This is a genomic window from Bradyrhizobium sp. Ses1 (genome assembly GCF_059512365.1).
In genome coordinates this window covers 65,406-88,759 of record NZ_JCAMOQ010000031.1, presented here as the reverse complement: position 1 = coordinate 88,759, position 23,354 = coordinate 65,406, and the positions used below count along the sequence as shown (strand labels likewise).

General features: G+C 62.9%; 22 protein-coding genes and 1 tRNA gene. 17 read left to right on the top strand and 6 right to left on the bottom strand.

Annotation, left to right across the window (positions count from 1 at the left end):
• The first annotated feature begins 13 nt into the window (after nucleotides 1–13).
• The gene (locus tag AC5ZG5_RS29155; protein ID WP_130231616.1) at nucleotides 14–247 is read left to right on the top strand and encodes a hypothetical protein; all 234 of its coding nucleotides are present in this window, start codon (nucleotides 14–16) and stop codon (nucleotides 245–247) included.
• 335 nt (nucleotides 248–582) lie between these two features.
• Here the strand turns inward: AC5ZG5_RS29155 and AC5ZG5_RS29150 are convergent, their stop codons facing one another.
• Nucleotides 583–1,044 (bottom strand): Arc family DNA-binding protein, encoded by a 462-nt coding sequence (locus AC5ZG5_RS29150; RefSeq protein ID WP_456644931.1) that lies wholly within the window; start codon nucleotides 1,042–1,044, stop codon nucleotides 583–585.
• 86 nt (nucleotides 1,045–1,130) lie between these two features.
• Here AC5ZG5_RS29150 and AC5ZG5_RS29145 point away from each other — a divergent pair, with 86 nt between their 5' ends.
• Nucleotides 1,131–1,316 carry a hypothetical protein gene (locus AC5ZG5_RS29145; RefSeq protein WP_456644932.1) on the top strand — a complete coding sequence of 62 codons (186 nt, stop codon included), beginning with the start codon at nucleotides 1,131–1,133 and terminating at the stop codon, nucleotides 1,314–1,316.
• Between the two features lie 20 nt (nucleotides 1,317–1,336).
• Nucleotides 1,337–2,578, top strand: a complete 1,242-nt coding sequence (locus tag AC5ZG5_RS29140) for a hypothetical protein (protein ID WP_456644933.1) — start codon at nucleotides 1,337–1,339, stop codon at nucleotides 2,576–2,578.
• Nucleotides 2,579–2,635: 57 nt separating this feature from the next.
• Here the strand turns inward: AC5ZG5_RS29140 and AC5ZG5_RS29135 are convergent.
• Both AC5ZG5_RS29135 and AC5ZG5_RS29130 read right to left on the bottom strand, forming a co-directional pair.
• A tRNA-Gly gene (locus AC5ZG5_RS29135) sits at nucleotides 2,636–2,709 on the bottom strand.
• Nucleotides 2,710–3,062: 353 nt separating this feature from the next.
• Complete coding sequence (locus AC5ZG5_RS29130; protein WP_456644934.1) at nucleotides 3,063–4,820, bottom strand: winged helix-turn-helix domain-containing protein; 1,758 nt, start codon at nucleotides 4,818–4,820, stop codon at nucleotides 3,063–3,065.
• Nucleotides 4,821–5,065: 245 nt separating this feature from the next.
• Between AC5ZG5_RS29130 and AC5ZG5_RS29125 the strand changes: the two genes are divergently transcribed.
• On the top strand, nucleotides 5,066–6,022 hold the full coding sequence (locus tag AC5ZG5_RS29125) for a helix-turn-helix transcriptional regulator (RefSeq protein ID WP_456644935.1): 957 nt from the start codon (nucleotides 5,066–5,068) through the stop codon (nucleotides 6,020–6,022).
• A gap of 224 nt (nucleotides 6,023–6,246) precedes the next feature.
• Here the strand turns inward: AC5ZG5_RS29125 and AC5ZG5_RS29120 are convergent, their stop codons facing one another.
• Nucleotides 6,247–6,543, bottom strand: coding sequence for a hypothetical protein (locus AC5ZG5_RS29120; protein ID WP_456644936.1), 297 nt, complete (start codon nucleotides 6,541–6,543; stop codon nucleotides 6,247–6,249).
• 15 nt (nucleotides 6,544–6,558) lie between these two features.
• Here AC5ZG5_RS29120 and AC5ZG5_RS29115 point away from each other — a divergent pair, with 15 nt between their 5' ends.
• The 6 genes from AC5ZG5_RS29115 to AC5ZG5_RS29090 all read left to right on the top strand — a co-directional run bounded on the left by AC5ZG5_RS29115 (nucleotide 6,559) and on the right by AC5ZG5_RS29090 (nucleotide 14,989).
• Nucleotides 6,559–6,777, top strand: coding sequence for a hypothetical protein (locus tag AC5ZG5_RS29115; RefSeq protein ID WP_245474685.1), 219 nt, complete (start codon nucleotides 6,559–6,561; stop codon nucleotides 6,775–6,777).
• Nucleotides 6,778–7,027: 250 nt separating this feature from the next.
• A complete protein-coding gene (locus tag AC5ZG5_RS29110; RefSeq protein WP_456644937.1) occupies nucleotides 7,028–7,585 on the top strand; it encodes a TetR family transcriptional regulator in 558 nt (185 codons plus the stop codon).
• A gap of 39 nt (nucleotides 7,586–7,624) precedes the next feature.
• The gene (locus AC5ZG5_RS29105; protein ID WP_456644938.1) at nucleotides 7,625–8,821 is read left to right on the top strand and encodes an efflux RND transporter periplasmic adaptor subunit; all 1,197 of its coding nucleotides are present in this window, start codon (nucleotides 7,625–7,627) and stop codon (nucleotides 8,819–8,821) included.
• A gap of 4 nt (nucleotides 8,822–8,825) precedes the next feature.
• The gene (locus AC5ZG5_RS29100; protein WP_456644939.1) at nucleotides 8,826–11,975 is read left to right on the top strand and encodes a multidrug efflux RND transporter permease subunit; all 3,150 of its coding nucleotides are present in this window, start codon (nucleotides 8,826–8,828) and stop codon (nucleotides 11,973–11,975) included.
• Between the two features lie 156 nt (nucleotides 11,976–12,131).
• Complete coding sequence (locus AC5ZG5_RS29095; protein ID WP_456644940.1) at nucleotides 12,132–13,454, top strand: glycosyltransferase; 1,323 nt, start codon at nucleotides 12,132–12,134, stop codon at nucleotides 13,452–13,454.
• A 212-nt stretch (nucleotides 13,455–13,666) separates the two neighbouring features.
• Nucleotides 13,667–14,989: a glycosyltransferase gene (locus AC5ZG5_RS29090; protein WP_456644941.1), complete on the top strand. Its 1,323-nt coding sequence runs from the start codon at nucleotides 13,667–13,669 to the stop codon at nucleotides 14,987–14,989.
• Nucleotides 14,990–15,043: 54 nt separating this feature from the next.
• Here the strand turns inward: AC5ZG5_RS29090 and AC5ZG5_RS29085 are convergent, their stop codons facing one another.
• A complete protein-coding gene (locus AC5ZG5_RS29085) occupies nucleotides 15,044–15,814 on the bottom strand; it encodes an IclR family transcriptional regulator domain-containing protein (RefSeq protein ID WP_456644942.1) in 771 nt (256 codons plus the stop codon).
• A gap of 104 nt (nucleotides 15,815–15,918) precedes the next feature.
• Here AC5ZG5_RS29085 and AC5ZG5_RS29080 point away from each other — a divergent pair, with 104 nt between their 5' ends.
• The 5 genes from AC5ZG5_RS29080 to AC5ZG5_RS29060 all read left to right on the top strand — a co-directional run bounded on the left by AC5ZG5_RS29080 (nucleotide 15,919) and on the right by AC5ZG5_RS29060 (nucleotide 20,036).
• The gene (locus AC5ZG5_RS29080) at nucleotides 15,919–16,410 is read left to right on the top strand and encodes a MaoC family dehydratase (protein WP_456644943.1); all 492 of its coding nucleotides are present in this window, start codon (nucleotides 15,919–15,921) and stop codon (nucleotides 16,408–16,410) included.
• 13 nt (nucleotides 16,411–16,423) lie between these two features.
• On the top strand, nucleotides 16,424–16,873 hold the full coding sequence (locus tag AC5ZG5_RS29075; protein WP_456644944.1) for a MaoC family dehydratase: 450 nt from the start codon (nucleotides 16,424–16,426) through the stop codon (nucleotides 16,871–16,873).
• 38 nt (nucleotides 16,874–16,911) lie between these two features.
• Nucleotides 16,912–17,874, top strand: coding sequence for a tripartite tricarboxylate transporter substrate binding protein (locus tag AC5ZG5_RS29070; RefSeq protein WP_456644945.1), 963 nt, complete (start codon nucleotides 16,912–16,914; stop codon nucleotides 17,872–17,874).
• Between the two features lie 306 nt (nucleotides 17,875–18,180).
• Nucleotides 18,181–19,410 carry a CaiB/BaiF CoA transferase family protein gene (locus AC5ZG5_RS29065; protein WP_456671225.1) on the top strand — a complete coding sequence of 410 codons (1,230 nt, stop codon included), beginning with the start codon at nucleotides 18,181–18,183 and terminating at the stop codon, nucleotides 19,408–19,410.
• Nucleotides 19,411–19,649: 239 nt separating this feature from the next.
• Nucleotides 19,650–20,036, top strand: a complete 387-nt coding sequence (locus AC5ZG5_RS29060; RefSeq protein ID WP_456644947.1) for a hypothetical protein — start codon at nucleotides 19,650–19,652, stop codon at nucleotides 20,034–20,036.
• Between the two features lie 10 nt (nucleotides 20,037–20,046).
• On the opposite strand, the gene AC5ZG5_RS29055 is transcribed toward AC5ZG5_RS29060, so the two are convergent.
• Entirely contained in the window at nucleotides 20,047–20,718 is a 672-nt protein-coding gene (locus tag AC5ZG5_RS29055; RefSeq protein ID WP_028163341.1) for a TetR/AcrR family transcriptional regulator, read from the bottom strand.
• A gap of 199 nt (nucleotides 20,719–20,917) precedes the next feature.
• Here AC5ZG5_RS29055 and AC5ZG5_RS29050 point away from each other — a divergent pair, with 199 nt between their 5' ends.
• A complete protein-coding gene (locus tag AC5ZG5_RS29050) occupies nucleotides 20,918–22,150 on the top strand; it encodes an acyl-CoA dehydrogenase family protein (protein ID WP_456644948.1) in 1,233 nt (410 codons plus the stop codon).
• Nucleotides 22,151–22,199: 49 nt separating this feature from the next.
• Nucleotides 22,200–23,258 carry a phosphotransferase family protein gene (locus AC5ZG5_RS29045; protein WP_456644949.1) on the top strand — a complete coding sequence of 353 codons (1,059 nt, stop codon included), beginning with the start codon at nucleotides 22,200–22,202 and terminating at the stop codon, nucleotides 23,256–23,258.
• Nucleotides 23,259–23,354 lie beyond the last annotated feature (96 nt).

Genomic DNA, 23,354 nt, shown 5'->3' with positions numbered 1-23,354 from the left:
GGGAGGAACGCACATGAGATGGATTTCGGCGGCAGCTTGCGTGGCCGCGATTTCGCTTGCTTTCGCGCCCGCGGCGGACGCGAAGGGCTGCATCAAGGGTGCCATCGTCGGCGGCGTCGCCGGCCATATGGTGGGACACGGCAAGCTGGGCGCCGCGGCCGGGTGTGTCGTCGGCCATCACGAGGCGAACAAGAAAAACCCGAACAACGCGAACGCTCAGCAGCAGGCGCCTTCGGGGCAAAGGTGAGAACCGCGACGATGGCGAAGCGCTAAGGTTTCGCCGGAGGGCGTCAGGCCTCGGGCCTGCACTCCGGGCAGGTGTTGCCGATGGAATCGAGCACTTCCGCGATGGCGACAGCCGCAGCTTGCGCCGAGCCGCCCGGCGGAGGTGCCGATAACCCGCGCAGAGCGGGCCTGCTGTTTCATTTTCGTCCGATTGTGACGGCGGTGATCACGCGCGGCTTTGGAGCGTCGGTGAACATGCATGGGTCGACATTCCCGGCCGCTGCCAATAGTGCCTCTATTTCGCGCGTCGTGAGGCGTAGCAAGATGGAGTTTCCTTTGCCGTCCTGTGGTGTCGGTTCACGCCGACGGATTTTTTTTGCTTTCAGAACCATATCCGTGCTCATCAAGGTAGGCGCGCAGGATCTTGCGGATGGCCTCCGTTCGCGTCAGGCTGAACCCTTGGTCGCGCTGATCGGATATGAAGCCATCGAGATCAACGTCTCGAATGTCGAACAAGATGCTATCCAGCGCGAGCGCGGCAGCCTCGAATCGCTTCGACATTTGGATTAGGCCTTCCTCGCTGAGCATGATTGCGTCGTTGAGCTTACTAAGCTCGTTTTTGATTGTGGTCTCATCAGGCTCACCGCCGCGCGCGATGTGGATTTCCAGCGCGGTGACGACCTCGGCGTTCGTCGACTTGCCGTGAAGCTCGGCCATACGGCCAAGGCGCTTTCGCATTCCATCCGGAAGCCGAACAATGATCTTGTCCGAATCTCTATTGGTAGAAGTATCGGTCCGCTTTTTTACTCTCGCTGCCATGTTTCCCCAGTGCCATATTTTACTTGCGTCGGATATGGCACTGGGGTATATACCAGTCTAAGGAACATATCTAGAAAGAATTAGACATGCCCCGCCGTCCAGCCAACGTGAATCAAGCCGACGTGCAGCGGATCATCCGCGCATGCCAGCGCGAGAAGGTGCCGTTTCGCCTCACGCTTCAGCCGAACGGGGCTGCAGTGTTTGATGCCCCCGCCAAGCAGACCGAGACATCTGAGGCTGAGACATCTGAAGACATTCGGAAGCTGTTGTGACAAAGCCGCCCCGATCCGCCTTGCCACTGCCCAGGTATGTGGAGCGCAAGCCGCTTAAGAGCGGCGGGTGGGGTTATTTCTTTCACGTGCCATCATGGGCCAAGAAGGCGGGCTGCACGATGCAGAACGAACGGCTTGGTGCAGACTATGCTGCGGCGGTCTCGCGATGTGAGACCATCCTACTGCCCGCCTTCGATGAATGGCGCACCGGCGGGGCGAGCATCGCTCCTACAGCGTCGCAAGCCGCGGCTGCACCGCAAACACTCGATTGGGTATTTGCGGAATACCGTTCCGACCGTCGCTACACCAAGCTCGACCCAAAGACTCAGCGCAATCACGAAACCGGATTCAAGCTGGTCGGCGGCTACATCCTGAAGGATGGCAAGCGCCTTGGCGAGAAACGCCTGACCACGATCGACACGGCCCTCGCTGACGATCTCTACGACAAGTTGCTGGTCGTCAAGGTCGCCAGCAAAGATGGCGTGGTGGTCGAGCGCGAGCGCCGCACGACCGTCAACCATGCGATGAAGAGCTGCCGTCGTGCCTGGAACGTCTGCGCGCGACGCAATCCCGGAAAGGTGCCGCAGGTCAATCCGTTTGCCAAGATGGGCTTGCAGGGCTCGACGCGCGAGACACCGACCGCGACCTATAAGGAACTGCTCACGTTTCGTGCCAAGGCGGTGGAGCTTGGCCTGTCATCGCTGGCGACTGCTGCCCTGATCGCATGGGAATGGCTGCAGCGAGAGACCGACATCTTCGCTACGTTCGACGTCTCGCACTATCGACCGAAAGAGCACCCCAACATGGTGCGCGTGATCGATGAAAAGACGCGCGCCGAAAGCTGGGTTCCTTTGCTCGATGATGCTGGTGTCGCTCTCTATCCGGAGTTGATGGACGAACTCGACGCTATCAAGCGCCAGCGCATCGGCGGCCTCATGCTGCGGCGGGACTGGGGTGAACGCGGCCCGTGGCCGACATGGCCAAAGCCTGACATGCCAGACTTCACGCACATGAGCCGAAAGGTGAAAGAGGTCATCCGGGCCGCCAACCTGCGCGACGAGCTTTCATTCGCCTCGTTCAGGCACGGTGGCCTAACCGAGACCGGCGACGCCGAACTGACCGATCGCGAGATCTTGGCGCAGAGCAGGCATACCACGGTCAAGGTGTTGCCGAAGTACGTCAAGCGCACCACGAACCAGATTGCCACCGGCACCAAGAAGCGACGCGCCGTGCGAACGAAAGCCGGACATTTGTCCGAATGAGCATCAGCCAGCTTGTCCGAATGAAATATTGGGAGCGTCGTAAGTGATTGAAAACATTGGAGCGGGTGAAGGGAATCGAACCCTCGTATTCAGCTTGGAAGGCTGCTGCTCTACCATTGAGCTACACCCGCATATGAACGATCCACTATCACGCCGGAAGGGCTGCCTCAACCACCGTGAGGCGTTACGAACAGCCGGGTTCCGGCCGGTCCGCCTTGCGGCCTTAACAGGCGCGGATCGGCTCCCTATATTGCGTGTCCCATCAACAATGAAAGGAGGTGATCCAGTGTCTTATCTCAAGCGCTGTCACCTCGCTGGGATCGCCCGCTAAGCAGTCCAAAGCTTGGCATCGGGGCGCTCTCAGCCCTGGACCAGCGAGCACGAGAATCGGGCGCGGCGGAAGCGATTCCGCCGCGTCTTTATTATTGCTGGATTGTCGCGCCAGACCACGGAAAGACACCGACGACAACGCTTTGCGCTCTCGTCAGCGTTCCGGCAATCCGAGCTCGAGCAGCGTCTGCATGGTTTGCTCGCCCATCGCGAGAAAAGCCGCGCTGGCATTCCGAGTTGGCAGTCCGATGTTGAGCGCCGTCGAATCGGGCCTCAACGCCATGGCCTTTGCCATCGCCGTCCTTGCCTCGTCCGGCTGGCCCAGGCGCTGATAGGCTACGGCTAGCAGCATATAGGGGCGTCCCGACGCCGGTGTGATGGCGATCGACCGCTGCAGCCAGGACACCGCTTCCTCGTTGCCGCCCATGAGCAGGGCGGTCCATCCCGCCCCGAGCATCCAGGTCCAGCGCGAAACTTCCGGCGTGTCGAAGCGGTCGGCCTGCTTGAATGTTGCCAGTGCGTCCTCGAAGCGCCCCAATTGAAGCTGCGCCAGGCCGATGTGGTAGAGAACGAGCCCGTTCCACGGATCAAAACTCAACGCTTTCGCGCAAGCCACCAGACTTTCAACGAACTCGTTGGTCGCAGTCAGGAAGCGGCAATAGGCTTCCAGCACCGGAATGTAACGTGGCGTCGTCTGCCGCGCGCGCTCCAGCAGCGATCCGGCGTTGCGCTCCGCCGCCGCACGTTCGGCCGGCGCGTACCACGTCATCTGAATCCCGCGCAACTGAAGCGCGGCCAGCGCGATCTGCAGCTCGGTATTGACGGGCTCGGCGGCGAGCGCTTTTTCCAGCATGGTCTGCGCGGCGGCAAAACGTTCGCGTGTCGTTCGATTGATCGAGGCCGTGGCTTGCTCGATCGCAACTTTGGCGTCGCCGGTCGCGGCTGGATGGGCGCCGGATTCCAGAAGCGCGTTAAGGCGCCGTGCCAGCGCATGACCTGCTCCCGCGGCGAGCCGCGATTGCTGCAACTGAATGTCCAATTCGGTGGCGTCGACCGAAGCCGTAGCGACCGCCTGGACCTCGCCGGTGTTGGTCTGGATCAGGCGTGCCCGCAAGATCCACGATTGCGGGCCTCTCTCCAGTTCGCCATTCAGTACGAAGTCCGACTGTGCCGAGGACGTGGACGTGGGCGCCGCTGCCACTGCGACGGCCCCAGGGGCGACCACGCGGATATTGTCGACCCTGGCCAAGCCATCGGTCAGGCGGTCGGTTACAGCCGCCGCCATGCCGGCCCCTCGGGGGTCGTTGCTCGCATCGACGATCGGCGTTAGCGCAATGGTCGGAGGCGACCGTTTGAACATGAGATCGGGACGGAAGGTCGGAGCGGCCACCGCAAACCCGACAATCACGCAGAGGGCCGCTGCGGCGGCCGCAGCCACCGGCCGGCGCAGGCCGAATAGTCGCCGCGGTGTTGCAATCTCGCTCGTGGGTTCCGCGCTTGCGATTGGCTCGGCGCTTGCCTGCACGGGAACGGCAGGTGCTGGCGGTCTAACCGACACCTCGGCGGCGAACAGGTAGCCGCGGCCGGACACGAGCTTGATCGTCTGGCGCCGGTCATCGCCCAGCGCGGTGCGAATCTCGCGGATGCATTGGAACAGGCTGTCTTCGCCGACATGGACGTTCGGCCAGACCGCCTCCATCAGCTCTTCCTTGCTGAGGACCCGGCCCGGATTGGCGGCGAACAGGTGCAGCATCTCAAGCGGTTTCGGCCTGAGCTTGACCACCTCGCCATCCGGACCGCGCAGTTCGGCGCGCTCCCGATCGAGCTCAAATCCGGCAAAACGAAACACCCAGCCCTCAAAATTGCCCCAAGCCGCCAGAAATGTCGGAAATCGGTTCCTTTGGCGGCTCATCCAGAAAATATCAGAAAAACTTCAGAATGCCACGGGCGCCGCATCAGGACGCCTGGCCGCCATCATGGGACCAATGCGCCCCGCCTTTTCGGTCGCCGTGGGGCTGCGCGCCGGCGGGCGGGCGGGGCGAGACGGTGTTCCGGAAAAGTATGGGATCGGTTCGGGCCCCCCGGGTACCGGCACACCGATCTCGCCCCGTTTTGAGACAACGGCGTTTTTCATTCCTTTTAGACGACGAGACCCCTGTGCTCAGCTTTACGACCGACGACATCGATCCCGAGCATCGCTTCGATCACTGGCGCGAGGTGCGCGGAAAGGGCCTGTTCGGTGTCACGATCGAGCTGCCGGCCGAGCGCCGCGCCGACTTTCAGGGGCGATTTTCCGCTGATGATATCGGAGGCGCGATCATCTCGCGGATGCATGCCTCGTCCTATCGGGTCAGCCGGACCAGCGGCGATATCGCGCGGATGCCGGCCGACAGCCTGTGCATTGCGTGGCAGATGCGCGGGGCCGGCTGGATGGATGTCGGCCGGGGGCGGGGGCATCGTGTGGCCGACGGCGACATCGTCATCAACCATTCCGACACTCCCTTCGAGGGGACGCCCGAGCGTTCGGACGGTTTCGACTTCCTGATGCTGAAGATCCCCTTAAGTGGCGATCTTCTGCTGGGCGCGCCGGCTCATGATCTTTTCGCGGCGACGCTGTTGCAGAAGAGTCCTTTCTTCAGGGCACTCTCCGCGCTGTTTCATGCGTTGACGCAGGAGCCGCGCGATGTCGTCGATCCGTCGGCAGAGATCACGCATGTCGCAAGATTGGCCATGCTGGCGCGGGGCCGTCTTTTGCCTGGAATGCCCGAGTGTCGCGCGGCGCTGCGCTCGGGCTTCTACTATGCCGCGCGCGACATTCTCGTCCGCGATCTGCACCAGCCGGGCTTGTCGCCCGCGGCCGTCGCGCAAGAGCTCGGAATATCGCTGCGGCAGGTTCATGTGTTGTTCGAGCCGATGGGGCTCTCATTCTCGCGCACGCTGACGGCCCTGCGGGTGCGCAAAGCGGGCGAACTGCTGGCAATGGCGCCGTTACGGCCCGTCGCGGATGTCGCCTATGCCTGTGGCTTCGATAGTCTTGCAACATTTTATCGCGCCTTCCGAAACCACTACGGCATGACGCCGCGCGACATGCGCGTTCACGCGAATTGCGAGTGAGAGGCTGTGGCCGCTTGGCTGCAGCCGCGCAGAGTCATGGGGACGCTTGCCGGTCAAAATCGAGGGCGTGCGCGCATTGAGAAGACAGCCTGTTACCGCTTCTGTAAACGCGGGCAGGCATTTGGATTTTCGGATCATTCCCGAAAGAGGAATGGCCGGGCCGTTCAGGGAGCTCTTTTCGCTTGCTGACCATCAGGGTTTTCATCACCAAAATATTTTAAAGTCTACGCTTGGGGCAGGCTTCGGGAGTTTTCAATGGCGATCGACGCCGCTTCGCAACTTCGCCTGGCGCGTCGTCGGTTGCACTTGAACTGCTGTCCTTCCTCGAAGTCCGGCCGCTCGGCAATCCATGTGCGCCAGGTGCGCGCCGTAAATTGATCGGAAAGGAAGGCCAGTGTATCACGCTGCGCGAGATCTGAGCGCAGGGAAGAGAAATGGCGGCAGGGGATTTGGACGTTCTGATTCGGTCGATGGCAAAGAAGCAGGCCAAGGCGATCACTGATGCCGCCAGGAAGCAGCATGGCCGTCTGATGGGAATGGCCGTCAAGGCCAAGGACAAAGAGACCAAGGAACGCCATAAACACCTCGCCAAGAACACGCTCGCGTCGGCAGCGGCGGCGGCGAGAAGGCTGCAAATCACGGCGGAGAATGTGGCCGACAGCTATGCGCGATCGATGAAGAAGGCCGCCGAAGAAAAGCCGCCGGCGGCAAAGCCGGTCAAGGCGGCTAAGCCGGCCAAAAAGAAAAAGGGCTGACTTCGGACCCATCGCGGACGTCGCGAACTCGCGCTGGTCCTGCGAGCCCGGGGCGGCGTCCGATCGGCGGATGGCGCCAAGGAATACCCGGCGAACACAGAATACTTAAATATTTCAATCGGTTGTGCGCGAGTTGGCCGTCTTTGAGGCCGGGCACGACAACCGATACCTGCCAAATCGTCTGATATCAGCAAATCTTTACTTGAATTAAAACACGAACGTTCGTACTCGAACGGTTACGGAGCGCCAGTTGTCCAGGACACGCAAAATCACGACCGACGATATCCTCGATGCCGCGGAGCGGGTGGTTATCCGTCTCGGGGCCGCGGGGCTCTCGATCGATGCGGTGGCCCAGGAAGCTGGCGTCAGCAAGTCGCGGGTCGTCTACGACCATAGGTCCAAGAGCGCGCTGCTGGAGGCGTTGATCGACCGCCGCGTCAAGGTAGAGCTTGAGCGCATCGAAGCGAGCGTGGCGGAGAACGCCGGCGCGCCGCATCCCGAACTGTTCGGCCGGATCGCGGTCGCCGAGCGGATTCCCGACGATCGGGACAAGGCGGTCGCGCTCGCGATCAGCGCCTCGATGTCGAGCGAGGAGAAGATCCAGGAGCAGATGCGCGACTGGACCCTGGCCGACCTGCGCGCGATGGCCGCGGGCCTGCGGCCGAAAGCGGCGCTGATGGCCTACCTGGCGCTGACCGGCTTTTACTGCACCGAACTCTTCGGCTTCCACCAGTGGGACGCGGCCGAGCGATCCGAAATCCTGGCGGGCATCAGGACGATTTACGCGTCCTATCCCGACGAAAGCTGATGCCGCCGACAACTGGCTGACACTCAAGGAAATCAAGACATGTACAGCAGCAGACCTCTGCCGCGCGTGAGGACTTATCTGGCAGCGGCGGCGTTCCTTGCGCTAACGATCGGTGGGGTTGCCGCGCAGCAAGGCGCGGAACTGCCGCCGCCTGCGGTCAGCGTGATCGAACTCAAGGCGCATCCCGTTCCGGTCGTGAACGAGCTTCCGGGCCGCATCGCTGCGACGCGCATCTCCGAGGTTCGCGCGCGTGTCTCCGGAATCCTTCAGGCGCGCGTGTTCACGCAGGGCACTCCGGTCAAGGAAGGCGACGTCCTGTACCGCATCGATCCGAAGCTGTTCCAGGTGCGCGTGGCGAGCGCCGAAGCCTCGCTGCGGCGTGCCAAGGCCGTTCAGCAAAATGCGAGACAGCAGTTCGAGCGCCAGAAGATCCTTCACGAGCGCGACGCCACCAGCGGCGTGAATCTGGATACGGCAACTGCGACCCTTGCCCAGGCCGATGCCGACGTCGCATTGGCCGAAGCCGCGCTCGCCGAGGCGAAGATCAATCTCGATTACACCGAGGTTCGCGCGCCGATCAGCGGCATCATCGGCGGCGCCCTGGTCACCGAGGGCGCGCTCGTCACCGCCGATGGAACGCAGAATCTGGCACTGATCCAGCAGGTGGATTCCGTCTATGTCGACTTCACGCAGTCGGCGCAGGACCTGCTCACGCTCAAGCGCGCCGTTGAGGAAGGCAAGCTCGCGAGCCCGGCGCCGGGAGAGGCTCGGGTCGAACTCGTTTTCGACGACGGCGGCCTCTATTCGGAAGCAGGGCGATTGCTGTTCGCCAGCGCCAGCGTCGATTCCACCACCGGGCAGGTCACTCTGCGCGCCGAATTCCCGAACCCGAAACACGACCTGTTACCGGGCATGTATGTTCGCGTGCGCATTGCGCAGGCGGTTCGCGAGGGCGCCATCACCATACCTCAGCGTGCCGTGACCCGGGCGCGCGACGGCAAGGCGCAGGTCTACCTCGTATCGGAAGGCGGGATTGCGGAGACGCGTGACGTCGAACTTGGACAGGCACTCGGTTCGGAATGGATCGTCGAGTCCGGCCTGAAGGAAGGCGAGCGCGTTGTCGTCGATGGCGTGCAGAAGGTGCGGGTGGGCGGCAAGGTTGTCCCGGAGCCATGGAAGCCTGCCGATCGGGAAGCAGAAATCTCCGCCGACCAGCCGACCAGCCGGGCGAGGTGAACCGATGGCTCAGTTTTTCATCAGGCGGCCGGTCCTTGCCTGGGTCTTCGCCCTGTTCATCTGCATTGCCGGTGTCATCGCGATTCCGCTGCTGCCGGTCGCGCAGTACCCCAAGGTCGCGCCGCCGCAACTGACGATTTCGACGTCGTATCCAGGGGCCTCGCCGCAGGAAATCTATCAGGGCGTCACGCGCCTGATCGAGGAGGAACTGAATGGCGCCGCCAGATTGATGTATTTCGAATCGACGTCGGACACGTCTGGCTCGATCAGCATCAACGTATCTTTCGAGGCCGGCACCAGCATCGAGCAGGCGTCGGTCGACGTGCAGAACAGGCTGCGGCGAATTCAATCGCGACTGCCGGCGGCGGTGGCCGCGCAGGGCGTGACCGTGGAAGAGGCTTCGGCCGGCTTCCTCATGATCGTGTCGCTCACGTCCACCGATGGCAAGCTCGATGAAGTCGCGCTCGGCGACTACTTCAGTCGCAACGTGCTTGGCGAACTGCGCCGTCTTGGCGGAGTGGGGCGCGCGCAGTTGTTTGCCGCTCAGCGCGCGATGCGCGTCTGGATCGATCCGGACAAGATGGTCGGCCTCGGGCTGACCGCCGCCGACATCAACGGCGCAATCATGGCGCAGAACGCGCAGGTCGCGGCCGGGCAGATCGGCGCATCGCCCAATCCGGTCACCACCGACCTGACGGCGACCGTTCTCGTCAAGGGACAGCTCGCCAATACCAAAGAATTCGGCAACATCGTGCTGCGGGCAAACCCTGATGGCAGTACGGTTCGGCTCAAGGATGTTGCCCGCCTCGAGCTCGGCGCGGAGAACTACAACTTCTCCAGCCGCCTGAACGGTCAGCCGAGCGCCGCTGTGGGCATCCAGCTTTCCGCAACCGGCAACGCAGTCGCGACGTCGCGTGCGGTCCAGGCGAAGATGGAGGAATTGTCGCGGTTCTTCCCGCAGGGCGTGAAATATTCGGTGCCGTACGACACCAGTCCCTTCGTGTCTGCCTCGATCAAGAAGGTCCTGGAGACGCTGCTCGAAGCGGTCGTGCTCGTCTTCGTGGTGATGTTCGTCTTCCTGCAGAACTTCCGCTACACGCTGATCCCGACGCTGGTGGTGCCGATCGCATTGCTCGGCACCGGCGCGGTCATGCTGGCGGCGGGCTTTTCGATCAACGTCCTGACCATGTTCGCGATGGTGCTGGCGATCGGCATCCTCGTCGATGACGCCATCGTCGTCGTCGAGAACGTCGAGCGCATCATGGCGGAGGAGGGGCTTTCACCGAAGGACGCCACCACGAAGGCCATGAAACAGATCACGGGCGCCATCCTCGGGATCACGCTCGTTCTGTCTTCCGTCTTCATCCCGATGGCGTTCTTCCCTGGTTCGACAGGCATCATCTATCGCCAGTTCAGCCTGACCATGGTGGTTTCGATCCTGTTCTCGGCATTTCTGGCGCTGTCGCTGACCCCGGCGCTTTGCGCGACCTTCCTCAAACCGATCAAGCCTGGTCATCATGAGAAGAAGGGGATTGGTGGCTGGTTCAATCGCAAATTCGAAGCCTTGACCGATCGCTACACCGACGCTGCCGGCGGCATCGTGCGGCGCGCCGGGCGCATGATGGTGATCTATCTCGCTTTGGTCATTGGCCTCGGTTACTTCTTCGTCAGCCTCCCCACCGCCTTCCTCCCGAACGAGGATCAGGGCTTTCTGGTCGTTGACATCCAGGGCCCGCCCGAAGCCAGCGCCAACCGGACACTGGCGTCGATCAAGCAGATCGAGGAGATCTTCAAGACGGAGCCTGCCGTGCGCGATATCGTGGCCATTCAGGGCTTCAGCTTCTCGGGCAACGGCGCCAATGCCGCCTTGATGTTTGTGACCCTCAAGGACTGGAGCGAGCGCGGCGCGGGCCAATCCGCCCAGGCGATCGCCGATCGCGCCAACGGGCAATTGTTTGCGCTGAAGGACGCCACCAGCTTCGCGCTTTCGCCGCCGCCGATCGACGGCTTCGGCACGACAGGCGGCTTCGCCTTCCGCCTTCAGGATCGCAATGGCCTCGGTCAGGCGGCGCTCACGGACGCGGCGGCCGAGCTGATGGAGAAGGCCGGCAAGAGCCCGGTGCTCGCAGGCCTTCGCATCGAGGGGTTGTCGGACGCGGCGCAGGTTCTTCTTGTTATTGATCGCGAGAAGGCCAACACCTTCGGCGTGACCTTCGCCGACATCAACAACACGATCACGGCCAACCTCGGATCGTCCTACATCAACGACTTTCCGAACGCCGGCCGTATGCAGCGGGTCATCATCCAGGCGCGGGATCACGGCCGCCTGCGGGTGGAGGATCTCTTGAAGCTCAACGTCCGCAATGCGGGCGGCGGCATGGTGCCTTTGTCCTCGTTTGCCATGGCCCAGTGGCAGAAGGGATCGCCGCAGATCGTTGGCTACAACGGCTACCCCACGGTGCGCATCGCGGGCGAGCCGGCTCCAGGCAATTCGTCGGGCGCGGCGATCGCCGAGATGGAACGCCTAGCTTCGGAGCTGCCGAACGGCATCGGCTCCGAATGGACCGGTCAGTCGCTGGAAGAGATCAAATCGGGATCGCAGGCGCCGATCCTGTTCGGCCTCAGCATCCTCTTCGTCTTCCTGCTGCTCGCCGGCCTCTATGAAAGCTGGTCGATCCCGCTCTCGGTCATGCTCGTCGTGCCGCTCGGCGTGATCGGCTGCGTGCTGGCCGTGATGCTCCGGGGAATGCCAAACGACCTCTACTTCAAGGTCGGACTGATCGCGATCATCGGCCTGTCGGCAAAGAACGCCATCCTGATCGTGGAGTTCGCCAAGGACTACTACGCGGAAGGCAGATCGCTGGCTGATGCCGCGGTTGACGCCGCTCGCGTCCGGTTCCGGCCGATCATCATGACGTCGCTCGCCTTCACGCTCGGTGTCGTGCCGCTCGCCATCGCATCAGGCGCGAGCGCGGCCAGCCAGAACGCCATCGGCACCGGCGTTCTCGGCGGCATGATCTCCGCCACGGTTCTCGCGATCTTCTTCGTCCCTGCCTTCTTCGTGTTCGTCCTGCGGCTGCTGCGGACCAGAAGGCCGGCCGCGAACGATGAAGCGGCAGCCGAAGCTCCGCTTGCGAAGCCTTCCGAAGCGTAGCGGTCAGCGCGGTGCAACTTCATTTCAGCCGTAACCATTCGGTCGCCGTTCGAAGCCGAAGCGTAGCGACGCTTCGCCAAAGTCCTCCGTGAGTCGGCCGGGCCTTCTCGAGGCGAGAAGGTCCCACCGCGCCGATCGTTCACGCTGGAGGATCACATGAAAGTTCTCATCGCCTGCACGCCCGCAACCGGCCATCTCAATCCGCTGCTGGCGGTGGCCCACGGCCTCATCGACGAACGACACGATGTTACATTCCTGACCGGCAGCATGCTGCGGCCGCGAGTGGAGGCCATCGGTGCAAGATTCCGGGCGCTTCCCGCCGACGCCGACCTCGATCTTCGGGACATGGATGCGGCCGTGCCGGAGCTCAAGAATGTCGAGCCGGGGCTGCAATGGTTGAGCATCGCCCTTCAGCGCTTTTTTGTCGACACCATGCCAGCGCAACTTGCCGGTTTGCGGCAGCTGGTGCACGAAATCCAGGCCGATGTCGTCGTGGCCGACGACATGTTCTTTGGTGTGCTTCCGATGCTGCTCGGTCCGCGGGCAAGCCGTCCTCCCGTGGTGCTATGCGGAACCTCGATCCTGCACGCCACTCGTGAGGACGGTGCGCCTCTCTTCCTCGGACTGCCACCTGCAGCCACACAGGCCGATCGTGACAGCTATGCCGTCATCGCCAAGGAGTATGACAGCGTGGTCAACGAGCCCGCGACGCGCCGCATAAATGAGCTCTTGGCCGGACTGGGCGTCGGGTTGTTGTCCGTGCCTCTCTTCGAGTCCGTCGTCGTGCTGGCCGATGCCTATCTGCAACTGTCGGTGCCGAGCTTCGAGTTTCCGCGAAAGCTGCCACCCACGGTCCATTTCGTCGGTACGCCTCCGATCATTCCGAATCAGGCGCCGGTGCCGTCATGGGCCGGTGAACTCGACCGCTCGCGCAAGGTGGTGCTGGTCACGCAGGGAACGTTCGCCAATTTCGATTTCGGCCTTCTCGTCGCACCGACGCTCAAAGCCCTTGCGGACGAGCCGGATCTGCTGGTGGTGGTGACCACCGGCGGTCGTCCCGTCGACACGATCCCCGGTGCGATTCCCTCCAACGCCCGCGTGGCCAGCTACCTGCCGTTCGAGTGGATCCTGCGCAAGGCGGATGTGTTCGTCACCAATGGCGGCTATGGCAGCGTCAATCAGGCCATGAGCTATGGAATCCCGATCGTGGGCGCCGGGCTGACCGAGGACAAGGCCGATGTGAACGCACGCATCGCGTGGTCCGGCGTCGGTATCAACCTAGCGACCAATCAGCCGGAGCCGAACGCCGTGCGCGAAGCGGTTCGGGCCGTGCTCGAAAGGCCGGGCTACCGCACGCGGGCCGCGTCGATGGCCGCTGAGTTCGACAAGCGCGACACGCGATCGCTGATCGTCCGCATCATCAACGAAGCGGCGACCGGAAGGAAAGCGCCCGCGCGTCGTAAGGCCGCGGCTGCGTAACCTCGCGCCGCATCCGTTCGATATCGCTCGGGGGCGCTCGCGAATGCGACGTGAGTTGCCCTCCGCTGACTCAATCCTATTTCAGCCGTAACCATTCTCTCGCCGTTCGAAGTCGAAGCGTAGCGATGCTTCGCCAGAGTCCTTCTTGAGCCGGCCGGGCCTTCTCAAGGCGAGATGGTCTTCCGCGCCGATGTTCATGCTGGAGGATCACAATGAAAGTTCTCATCGCTTCGACGCCTGCAACCGGCCATCTCAATCCGCTGCTTGCAGTCGCCCGCGGCCTCATCGACGAGCAACACGAGGTTACATTCCTGACCGGCAGCGTGCTGCGGCCGCGGGTAGAGGCCATCGGTGCCGGCTTCCGGGCGCTTCCCGCCGGTGCCGACTTCGATCTGCGCGTGATGGATGAGGTCGTTCCCGAGCTCAAGACTATCGCGCCGGGACCGCAATGGCTTCGCATCGCCATGGAACGGCTGTTCGTGGACGCCATACCGGCGCAACATGCCGGATTGCAGCTCGCGTTGCGCGACGTCCGGCCCGACGTCGTCGTGGGCGATGACATGATCTTCGGCGTGCTTCCGATGCTGCTCGGTCAGCGGGCAAACCGGCCTCCCGTCGTTCTCTGCGGGACTTCGATCCTGCACTGGACCCGCGATGATGGCGCGCCACTTTTTCTTGGGCTGCCGCCCGCTGCCACCCAGGCTGACCGCGACAAGTATGCGGTCATCGCTCAGGAATTCGACGGGATCGTCAACGAGCCCGTGGCGGAGCGCCTGAACGGTGTATTGGCGAAGTTTGGCGTGGGGCCGCTGTCCATGCCGATGTTCGAATCCGTTGTCGCGCTCGCCGATGCCTATCTGCAACTGTCGGTGCCGAGCTTCGAGTTCCCGCGCAAGCTCCCGCCCACGGTTCATTTCGTGGGTACGCCTCCGATCATCCCGAACCAGGCGCCGGTGCCGCCGTGGGCCGCCGACCTCGATGGCTCGCGTAAGGTGGTGCTGGTCACGCAGGGGACGGTCGCAAATCACAATTTCGGTCTTCTCGTCGCGCCGACGCTCCAGGCCCTTGCAGACGAGCCGGATCTGCTGGTGGTGGCGACCACCGGCGGTCGTCCCGTCGACACGATCCCCGGCGCGATTCCGTCCAATGCCCGCGTCGCCAGCTACCTGCCGTTCGAGTGGATCCTGCGCAAGGCGGATGTGTTCGTCACCAATGGCGGCTACGGCAGCGTCAATCAGGCCATGAGCTATGGAATTCCGATCGTCAGCGCCGGGCTGACCGAAGACAAGGCCGATGTGAACGCGCGCGTAGCGTGGTCCGGTGTCGGTATCAACCTGGCGACCAATCAGCCGGATCCGCGGGTCCTGCGCGAGGCGGTTCGGACCGTGCTCGAGAAGCCAGGCTACCGCATGCGGGCCGCCTCGTTGGCCGATGAGTTCGCCAAGCGGGATACGCGATCGCTGATCGTTCGCATCATCAACGAATCGGCGACAGGGAAAAAAGCGCCCGCGCGCCGCAACGCCGCAGCGGCCTAACTTCGCATCCGTGGATATCGCCGCGAGGGATCAACGCCAATCGTTGATCCCTCGCTATCGCGCGGAAACCATCTGGCTGCGAATGTCCTGCGCGGTCTTTTTCAGCGGGATCAGGTATTTCTTTTTGGCGGCGGCCTCGCTCATCGTGCCCGAGATCATGTTGATGCTGATGGCGGCGACGACTGCGCCGATCTGGTCGCGGAGCGGCACCGCGATCCCGCAGATGGCCGGGTCAAGTTCGCCATCGACCCAGGCATAGCCTTCTTTCTCGACGCGGCCGAGGATCGCGCCGATCCGCTGCGGATCGGTCTCCGTGCGCGGTGTCACCGGCTTGAAGTCGCCGCTCGCAAGATAGGCGGCGCGTTTCTCCGGTGGAAGCGCTGCGAGCAGCACTCGGCCGAGCGAGACGAGATGCGCGGGCAGGCGACTGCCGATGCCGAGATTGGTGGACAGAATCCGCCGCGCAGGCAGCCGCAGCGCATAGACGATCTCGCGTTCGTCGAGCACCGCCAGCGCGCAGGATTCGCCGATCTCGTTGCGCAAATCCTCCAGCGCGCGCTGGGCGTAGCCCCAATAGGGCAGCGCGTTGAGATACGACAGGCCTAATCCCAATGCCCGCGGCTTGAGCGAGAAATACCGGCCGTCGTAGGCGCAGTAGTTCAGCGTGACGAGCGTCGCCAGGATCCGCCGCGCGGTTGCACGGCTGAGGCCGGCGATCTGCGCGGCTTCGGCGAGCGTGTGTCGGCCCGGAGGTTTTCCGAGCGCTTCGACGATCGAAAAGCCGCGCGCGATCGAGCGCACGAATTCATCACTGTCCTTGCCCATGGCGCATGCGTGGTTGGCCCTTGCCAGGTTCGGCCGGGTGGTTTAGGGATGGTTCGTATAACGAACGAACAGTTCGCCAGGCGAACAATAGGGGAGTGGAGCGGATGGCGCAAGCCTCAAACGCGCGAAGCGCAGACTTCGAGACCGATTTCTGGAAGGACGCGACATCGCGCAAGGTCTGGGACGAGATCGTGCCCGGCGAGCCGCGCAAGACCTTGCCGTACAAGCTGACGCAGGAGGCGATCGCTCTGTTCTGCAAGGCCGTCGGCGAGACCAATCCGCTCTATCTCGACGAGGCCGCGGCGAAGGCCGGCCCTTATGGCGGCCTGGTCGCACCGCCTTCGATCCACATTCTCTTGATGTTCGCCTGCACGCCCACCGACGACTGGATGCGCAGCCCGGGCACAGTGAATGCCGGGCAGTCGTGGAGCTACAACATTCCGGCACGGCCGGGTGACACCATCACGTTGCAGGCGCGCGCGCTCGACAAATTCATCCGGCGCGAGCGGCTGTTCGTGGTGCACGACAACGTCTTCTTCAATCAGCATGGCGACGTGATCTGTTCGGGTCGCGGCCAGACCATTCGTCCGATGTGAGGAGCGGCAAGCGATGACAGTCAGTTTCGATCAGCTCAAGGCCGGCGACGGCATCGAGGGTCCGAGGTTCGCGGTGTCGCGGGAGTCGATCCGGTTATTCTGTGACGGCTCGCTCGATTACAATCCGCTGCACCTCGACGACGAATATATGAAGGGCAATTTCGGCAAGACCAATTTCGGCGGCATCATCATGCATGGCATGAACAATTTCGGCCTGCTCACGCGCATGCTGACCGATTGGGCAACGCCGCCGAGCGCTATTCATCGTCGCCTCGAGACCCGCTGGCTCAAGCCGGTGCGGCCCGGCGATACGATCCAGCCCACCGGCCTCGTCAAATCCAAACAGGTCACGACCAAATCCCGCTGGGTACTCATCGATGTCATGGTGAAGAACCAGAATGGCGAGCAGGTCGCCATCGGCGAAGCCATGGTGGAGTTTCCGGTCGCAACCGCTGCAGCCTGATGCCGGCGGCTTGCGCGAATGCGCGCGAGGATAGGACGATGAGAAGGCTGGTCGCGATCGCTTGCTCACTGCTTTTCCTTGGCCCTGCGCCGATGGCATCGGCGCAGGATCTGCCAAGGTCGATCAAGATCGTCGTGCCGTTCCCGGCGGGAGGGACGACCGACATTCTCGCGCGCTATGTGGCGCAATCGCTCGAGATCAGGCACGGCATCACCGTGATCGTCGATAACCGCGCCGGGGCATCGGGCGTGATCGGCTCGCAGTCGGTCGCTGCGGCGCCGCCCGACGGCAGCGTGCTTTTGCTCACCGCGACACATCACGTCATCAACCCGAGCCTGCGGAAGAGTTTGCCTTACGATACCCGCACCGCATTCTCGGCCGTCGCCGTCATCGCGACCGCGCCAAATGCATTGGTGATCGGTCGGGATTTCGCGGCCAAAAACGTCGGCGAATTGATCGCGATGGCGAAGGCGCAGCCGGGCAAGCTGTCATTTGCTTCCTCCGGCGTAGGCGGCGCCAACCACCTCTCGGGCGAATTGTTCAAGCAGATGGCGGGCGTCGATATCGTGCACGTTCCCTACAAAGGAGCGGCCCCCGCGATGAACGATCTGATCGGCGGCCATGTGCCGATCATGTTCGACACGTTGCCGACGGTGATCCCTGGAGCTGCGGCCGGAACGCTGCGCGTGCTCGCGGTGACGGGCAGGGAGCGCGCGGCGACGCTGCCGGACGTGCCGACGCTCGATGAAGCAGGCCTGAGGGGTTTCGAGGCCACGGCCTGGTTCGGCCTCTACATGCCGCAAGCGGGCGAATCCGCCGTCTACAGCAGGCTGGTGACCGTGATCCGGGATGTGCTTGCCGATCCCGCCATCAAGGAGAAGTTCGCAAGCCAGGGCGTCGAGCCGGGCAAACTGTTCGGCAGCGAATTCGCAAAATTCGTTGATGCCGAAATCACGAAATGGGGTCGCGTGGTTGCGGCCGCCAATCTGCAGCCGGAATAGTCAAACCCGCGGCGAGACCGTGCCACGTCCGCCGCGACCCTGCTCGCACGTCAAGGCCTGCACCGGCCTCGCGGCCCTGCGTCAGCCGATCCCGCCGCACGCGTCCTCTGCTTTCAAGCTATTGAAAATACACGAAAAATTTATCAGGGGACGCGGATCGCGCTGGTCGCCTGAAGATAGGCGGATAGCTTCATGCCGAGAGCGCAGTACTCGCCGTTGGAAAATAGTGTATCCGCTGTTCGACAGCGCGGCCGGACCTTACGTTCCCGCGCCACAAGAGCATAAGTTTCTGCGGAGGAAGTTTTCATGTCGGCTTTGCCACTCTCGGGCATCAAGATTCTCGACCTGACGCGTGTGCTCGCGGGTCCCTTGTCGGCGCAGATGCTGGGCGATCTCGGCGCCGAGGTGATCAAGATCGAGCGTCCCGGCACCGGCGACGACGCGCGTGCCTTCGGTCCCCCTTATCTGGAGGACCCCGATGGCAAGGAGAACAACAACAACTCGTTCTATCTCTGCGCCAACCGCAACAAGAAGTCGGTCACGGTCAATATCGCCAGACCGGAAGGGCAGGAGATCATCCGTGAGCTCGCCAAAGGCGTCGACGTGATGATGGAGAACTACAAGGTCGGCGATCTCAAGCGCTACGGGCTCGACTATGAATCGATCAAGAAGATCAACCCGCGCATCATCTATTGTTCGGTGACCGGCTTCGGCCAGACCGGCCCCTATGCGCCGCGCGCCGGCTATGACGCGATCTTTCAGGCGATGGGCGGGCTGATGAGCGTCACCGGCCATATGGATGGCGAGCCCGGCGCCGGCCCCATGAAAGTCGGCCCCTCCATCGTCGACTACATGACCGGCATGAACACTTCGATCGGAATCCTGTCCGCGCTCTACCATCGTGATGCCAGGGGCGGGGAGGGGCAGCATGTCGACGTCTGCCTGTTCGACACCGTGATCGCCTCGCTCTCGCACTACGCGCAGATCTATCTCGTCAACGGCAAGACGCCGCCGCGCCGCGGCACCTGGGGCAATGGCGGCATGCCGGCCGGCGTGTTCCGTTGCACCGACGGTGAACTGATGCTGGTGGTCGGCAACGACGCGCAATTCGAGCGCACCTGCGCCGTGCTCGGCGAGCCCGAGCTCGCCAAGGACCCGCGCTTTATCAAGAACAATAACCGCGTCGCGCATGGCAAGGAGATCATGGCGATCTTCGCCGGCCTGTTCCTCAAGAAGCCGGTCGCCTACTGGTTGGAAGAGCTGGAGAAGGCCGGCGTGCCGTCCGGCCCCGTCAACGATTTCGCGCAGATGTTTGCCGACGAGCATGTCCGCTCGCGCGGCATGGAGGTCAAGGTTGACCACCCCTTCGAGCATTCGCTGTCGCTGATCCGCAACGCGCTGACGTTCTCAGGCACGCCGATCAAGGACTACCGCGCACCGCCGCTGCTCGGCGCGAACACCAAGGAAGTGCTGTCGGGCAAGCTCGGCTATGACGAAGCCAGGATCGAGGGCTTGAAGGCGAAGGGGATCGTTTAGGCGTTACGGCAGAGCGTAGCCCGGCTGGAGCGAAGCGCAACCTGGGATCTGTCGGGCATCGCGCAGGCTTTCCCCGGGTTGCGCTTCGCTCCACCCGGGCTACGGCCGCTGGGAGCGGTGCGCGCCCGTTGCTGGCCTGGGCAAACGTCATATTGTGCCGCGAAATTGAAAGACAGATTTCGTCGAAGGGTATCTAATAAGCCGCCTTTGTATCTGTAATTGTGAGGGGAGAATGACCGATGCAGCTCGCTCGCTCCGCTTTACCTTTACTTGCGGCGCTTCTTGCAAGTCCAGCCATTGCGCAATCGTTTCCGCCAGGATCTGCGGTTTATAACTGGCATTATACTTGTCCCACCAACAATCCCGACGGCACCTGCCGGTTTTCGATTTTGGCGGCCAACTACGCAGGGAATAACGTCGCCGACGTTCAGGCCGTGCTGGCCTATCAAACGGTCGGAGCGCAGCAGATTCCGTTCTACCATTTCCGGATCACGTTCATGGGCAACAAGAAACCGGATCTGGTGATGATCCAGGCCAACGCCGCGGTTGCGTTTGCGGCGTACGGCATGGCCCAGGCCAATGGCACGGGTCCGATCGCGTCTGAGACTGCCTCTGTGTTGAATTAGCTGATAGCAGCTAGCGCGCGTCGCGTGCGAGCATGCGCGCCGGCGTCTTGCTCGCGGCATCACCCGTCGTCAGCGCCATCGCTGCGACCGATACCACGCGCTCGATGATCCCTTCGACGTCGTCGACGTCGCATTTGCCTTCCGACAGCTTCGTCAGCCGCTCGCTGTCGCGCACGGTCTGCTGCGCCATGGCGAGCGCGAAGTGCAGGCCCCAATAGAGTTCGACATCGCTGTGTCCCGGGAGCGAGCGGCGCATGGCCGTGATGAATTTGCGCAAATGATCGATCTCGCGGTTCCGGATGCGGCGGATCGGCGGCACTGACTCAATCGAGACCCGTATCATGAAACGTGCCGCGGTCGAGCGCTGGTTCTCCGGGCCCAGACAGCCGCGCAAGGTCGGGCCGACGAGGGCGCGCAGTATCGCGTCGATCGAGGCGCGCCCATCGCCTGCTTCCTCGGCAGCCTGCAACAGCCTGAGCCGTTCGCGGTTGAGCTGGATGCTGCGGGTGACGAACAGTTCCGCGATCAATTCATCCTTAGAGCCGAAGTGATAGTTCACCGCGGCGAGGTTGACGTTCGCCTCCGCGACAATGTCGCGCAGCGTGACGTCGCCGAAGCCGCGGTCGGCATAGAGCCGCTCGGCGGCGGCGAGGATGGCGGTACGGGTCTGGTCGCTGGCCATTTGGATCACCCCCGTCCAGGGAGTTGCATTTCAAACATTTGTATGAAACTATCGTTTGAAGGCTGGAAAATGTCAATCCGCTGATATGCGCGATGGCGTTCTGGCACACCACAGTCGTTGTCGTCCGCGGTCGGGCCTTGCGGCGCGCGGGCGGCGGGAAGACAGTGCGGCCCAAAGTCTAGGAAACGAGGAGCGTCCCATGGATTTCACGATGTCGGACAAGCAGAGGGAATGGCTGAACCGCGTGCAGTCGTTCATGACCACGCATGTTCGCCCGGCGGTGCCGATCTACAGGAAGCAGGACGAGGAGGGGCCGCGCTGGAAGGTGATCCCAATCCTCGAGGAGCTGAAGAAGAAGGCCAAGGCCGAGGGTCTCTGGAACATGTTCCTGCCGCCGTCCTCGCATGATGACGACGAATTTCACGGCGCGGGATTGACCAATCTCGAATACGCGCTGCTCTCCGAGGAGATGGGCCACATCACCTGGGCGTCCGAAGTCTTCAACTGCTCGGCGCCCGATACCGGCAACATGGAAGTGCTGTTCCGCTATGGCACCAAGGAGCAGAAGCGGCAGTGGCTGCGGCCGCTGCTCGACGGCGAGATCCGCTCCGCCTTCCTGATGACGGAGCCCGCGGTGGCTTCGTCCGATGCCACCAACATCGAGACCCGCATCGAGCGCGACGGCGATCACTATGTGATCAACGGCCGCAAATGGTGGTCGTCGGGCGTCGGCGATCCCCGCTGCAAGATCGCGATCCTGATGGGCAAGACCGATCCTTCGGCGGCCCGGCATCAGCAGCAGTCGCAGATCCTGGTGCCGCTCGACACCCCCGGCATCAAGGTCGAGAAGATGCTGCCGGTGTTCGGCTTCGACGACGCGCCGCACGGCCACGCCCAGGTGCTGCTCGAAAACGTGCGCGTGCCGGCGTCGAACCTCTTGCTCGGCGAAGGCCGCGGCTTCGAGATCGCGCAGGGCCGCCTCGGCCCCGGCCGTATCCATCACTGCATGCGCACCATCGGCAAGGCCGAGGAGGCGCTGGAGAAGATGGTGAAGCGGCTGATGTCGCGCACCGCCTTCGGCAAGAAGATCATCGAGCACTCGGTGTGGGAGCAGCGCATCGGCGAGGCCCGCACCAATATCGAGATGACGCGCCTCTTGTGCCTCAAGGCCGCCGACATGATGGACAAGGTCGGCAACAAGACCGCTCAGCTCGAGATCGCCATGATCAAGGTTGCGGCGCCGAACATGGCGCTGAAGATCATCGACGAGGCGATCCAGGCCTATGGCGGCGGCGGCGTGTCCGACGATGCAGGGCTGGCGAAGGATTATGCCGGCATTCGCACGCTGCGGCTGGCCGACGGTCCGGACGAGGTGCATAACCGCGCCATTGCCAGACTTGAACTTCGGAAGTATGCAAACACTACACACTGACCGGGAACGCCCAGATGGCGCTCCCCAAAAAGAGTGAGGGAGCGTCATCGTGGCGGACGGCGTCAGGAAGGACGAAGAATTTTCCGGGACCCGGGAAGTCGAGGAACGGCATCGCATCGACGAGGCAAGCCTTGCCCGCTGGATGCAGGAGCATGTCGACGGCTTTCAGGGACCGCTGAAAGTCCTGCAATTCAAGGGTGGTCAGTCCAATCCGACCTACAAGCTCGAGACGCCCGGTCGCGCCTACGTGATGCGGCGCAAGCCGTTCGGTAAATTGTTGCCGTCCGCGCACGCGGTCGATCGCGAGTTCCGCGTGATCGCCGCGCTCGGCAAGCAGGGCTTTCCGGTCGCCAAGGCCTACGCGCTCTGCACCGACGATTCCGTGATCGGCGCCACCTTCTACATCATGTCCTTTGAAGAGGGCCGGGTGTTCTGGGATCCGACGTTGCCGAGCCAGCAGCCGGAGGATCGGCGCAATATCTTCACCAGCAAGATCGAGACGCTGGCGAAACTCCACGTCTTCAATCCCGAAGCGATCGGGCTTGGCGATTTCGGCAAGCCCGGCAATTATTTCGCGCGCCAGATCGATCGCTGGACCAAGCAGTACCGCGCGTCCGAGACGCAGCACATCGAAGAATTCGAGAAGGTGGCCGAGTGGCTGCCGAAGACGGTGCCGCAGCAGGAACGTGTCTCGATCGTTCACGGCGATTACCGCCTCGACAACATGATCTTCCATCCGACCGAGCCGCGCGTCTTGGCGGTGCTCGATTGGGAATTGTCGACGCTCGGCGATCCCATGGCCGACTTCACCTATCTGTTGATGCAATGGACCATGTCGGGGCTTGCCGACGCCGATCTCAAGGCGCTGAACATTCCGAGCATGGAAGAGGCCGCGCAGATCTATTGCAACGTCACCAACATGGCGGTGCCTGATCTCAACTGGTACTTCGCCTATAACCTGTTCCGCCTCGCGGGCATCACGCAGGGTATTGCGGGGCGGATCCGCGACGGCACCGCCGCGAACGCGAAGGCGATCGAATCCGCCAAGCGCACGGTGCCGCTGTCCAAGGCATCATGGGAATACGCGCAAAAGGCGGGCGCGACGTGAGAGAAGATAGTGTGGTGCGATTCGCTTCGGACTACGCCACGTTGAATAGAGGCGAGCGGTAACTCCGCTTTCACCTCTCCCATAGGGAGAGGTCGG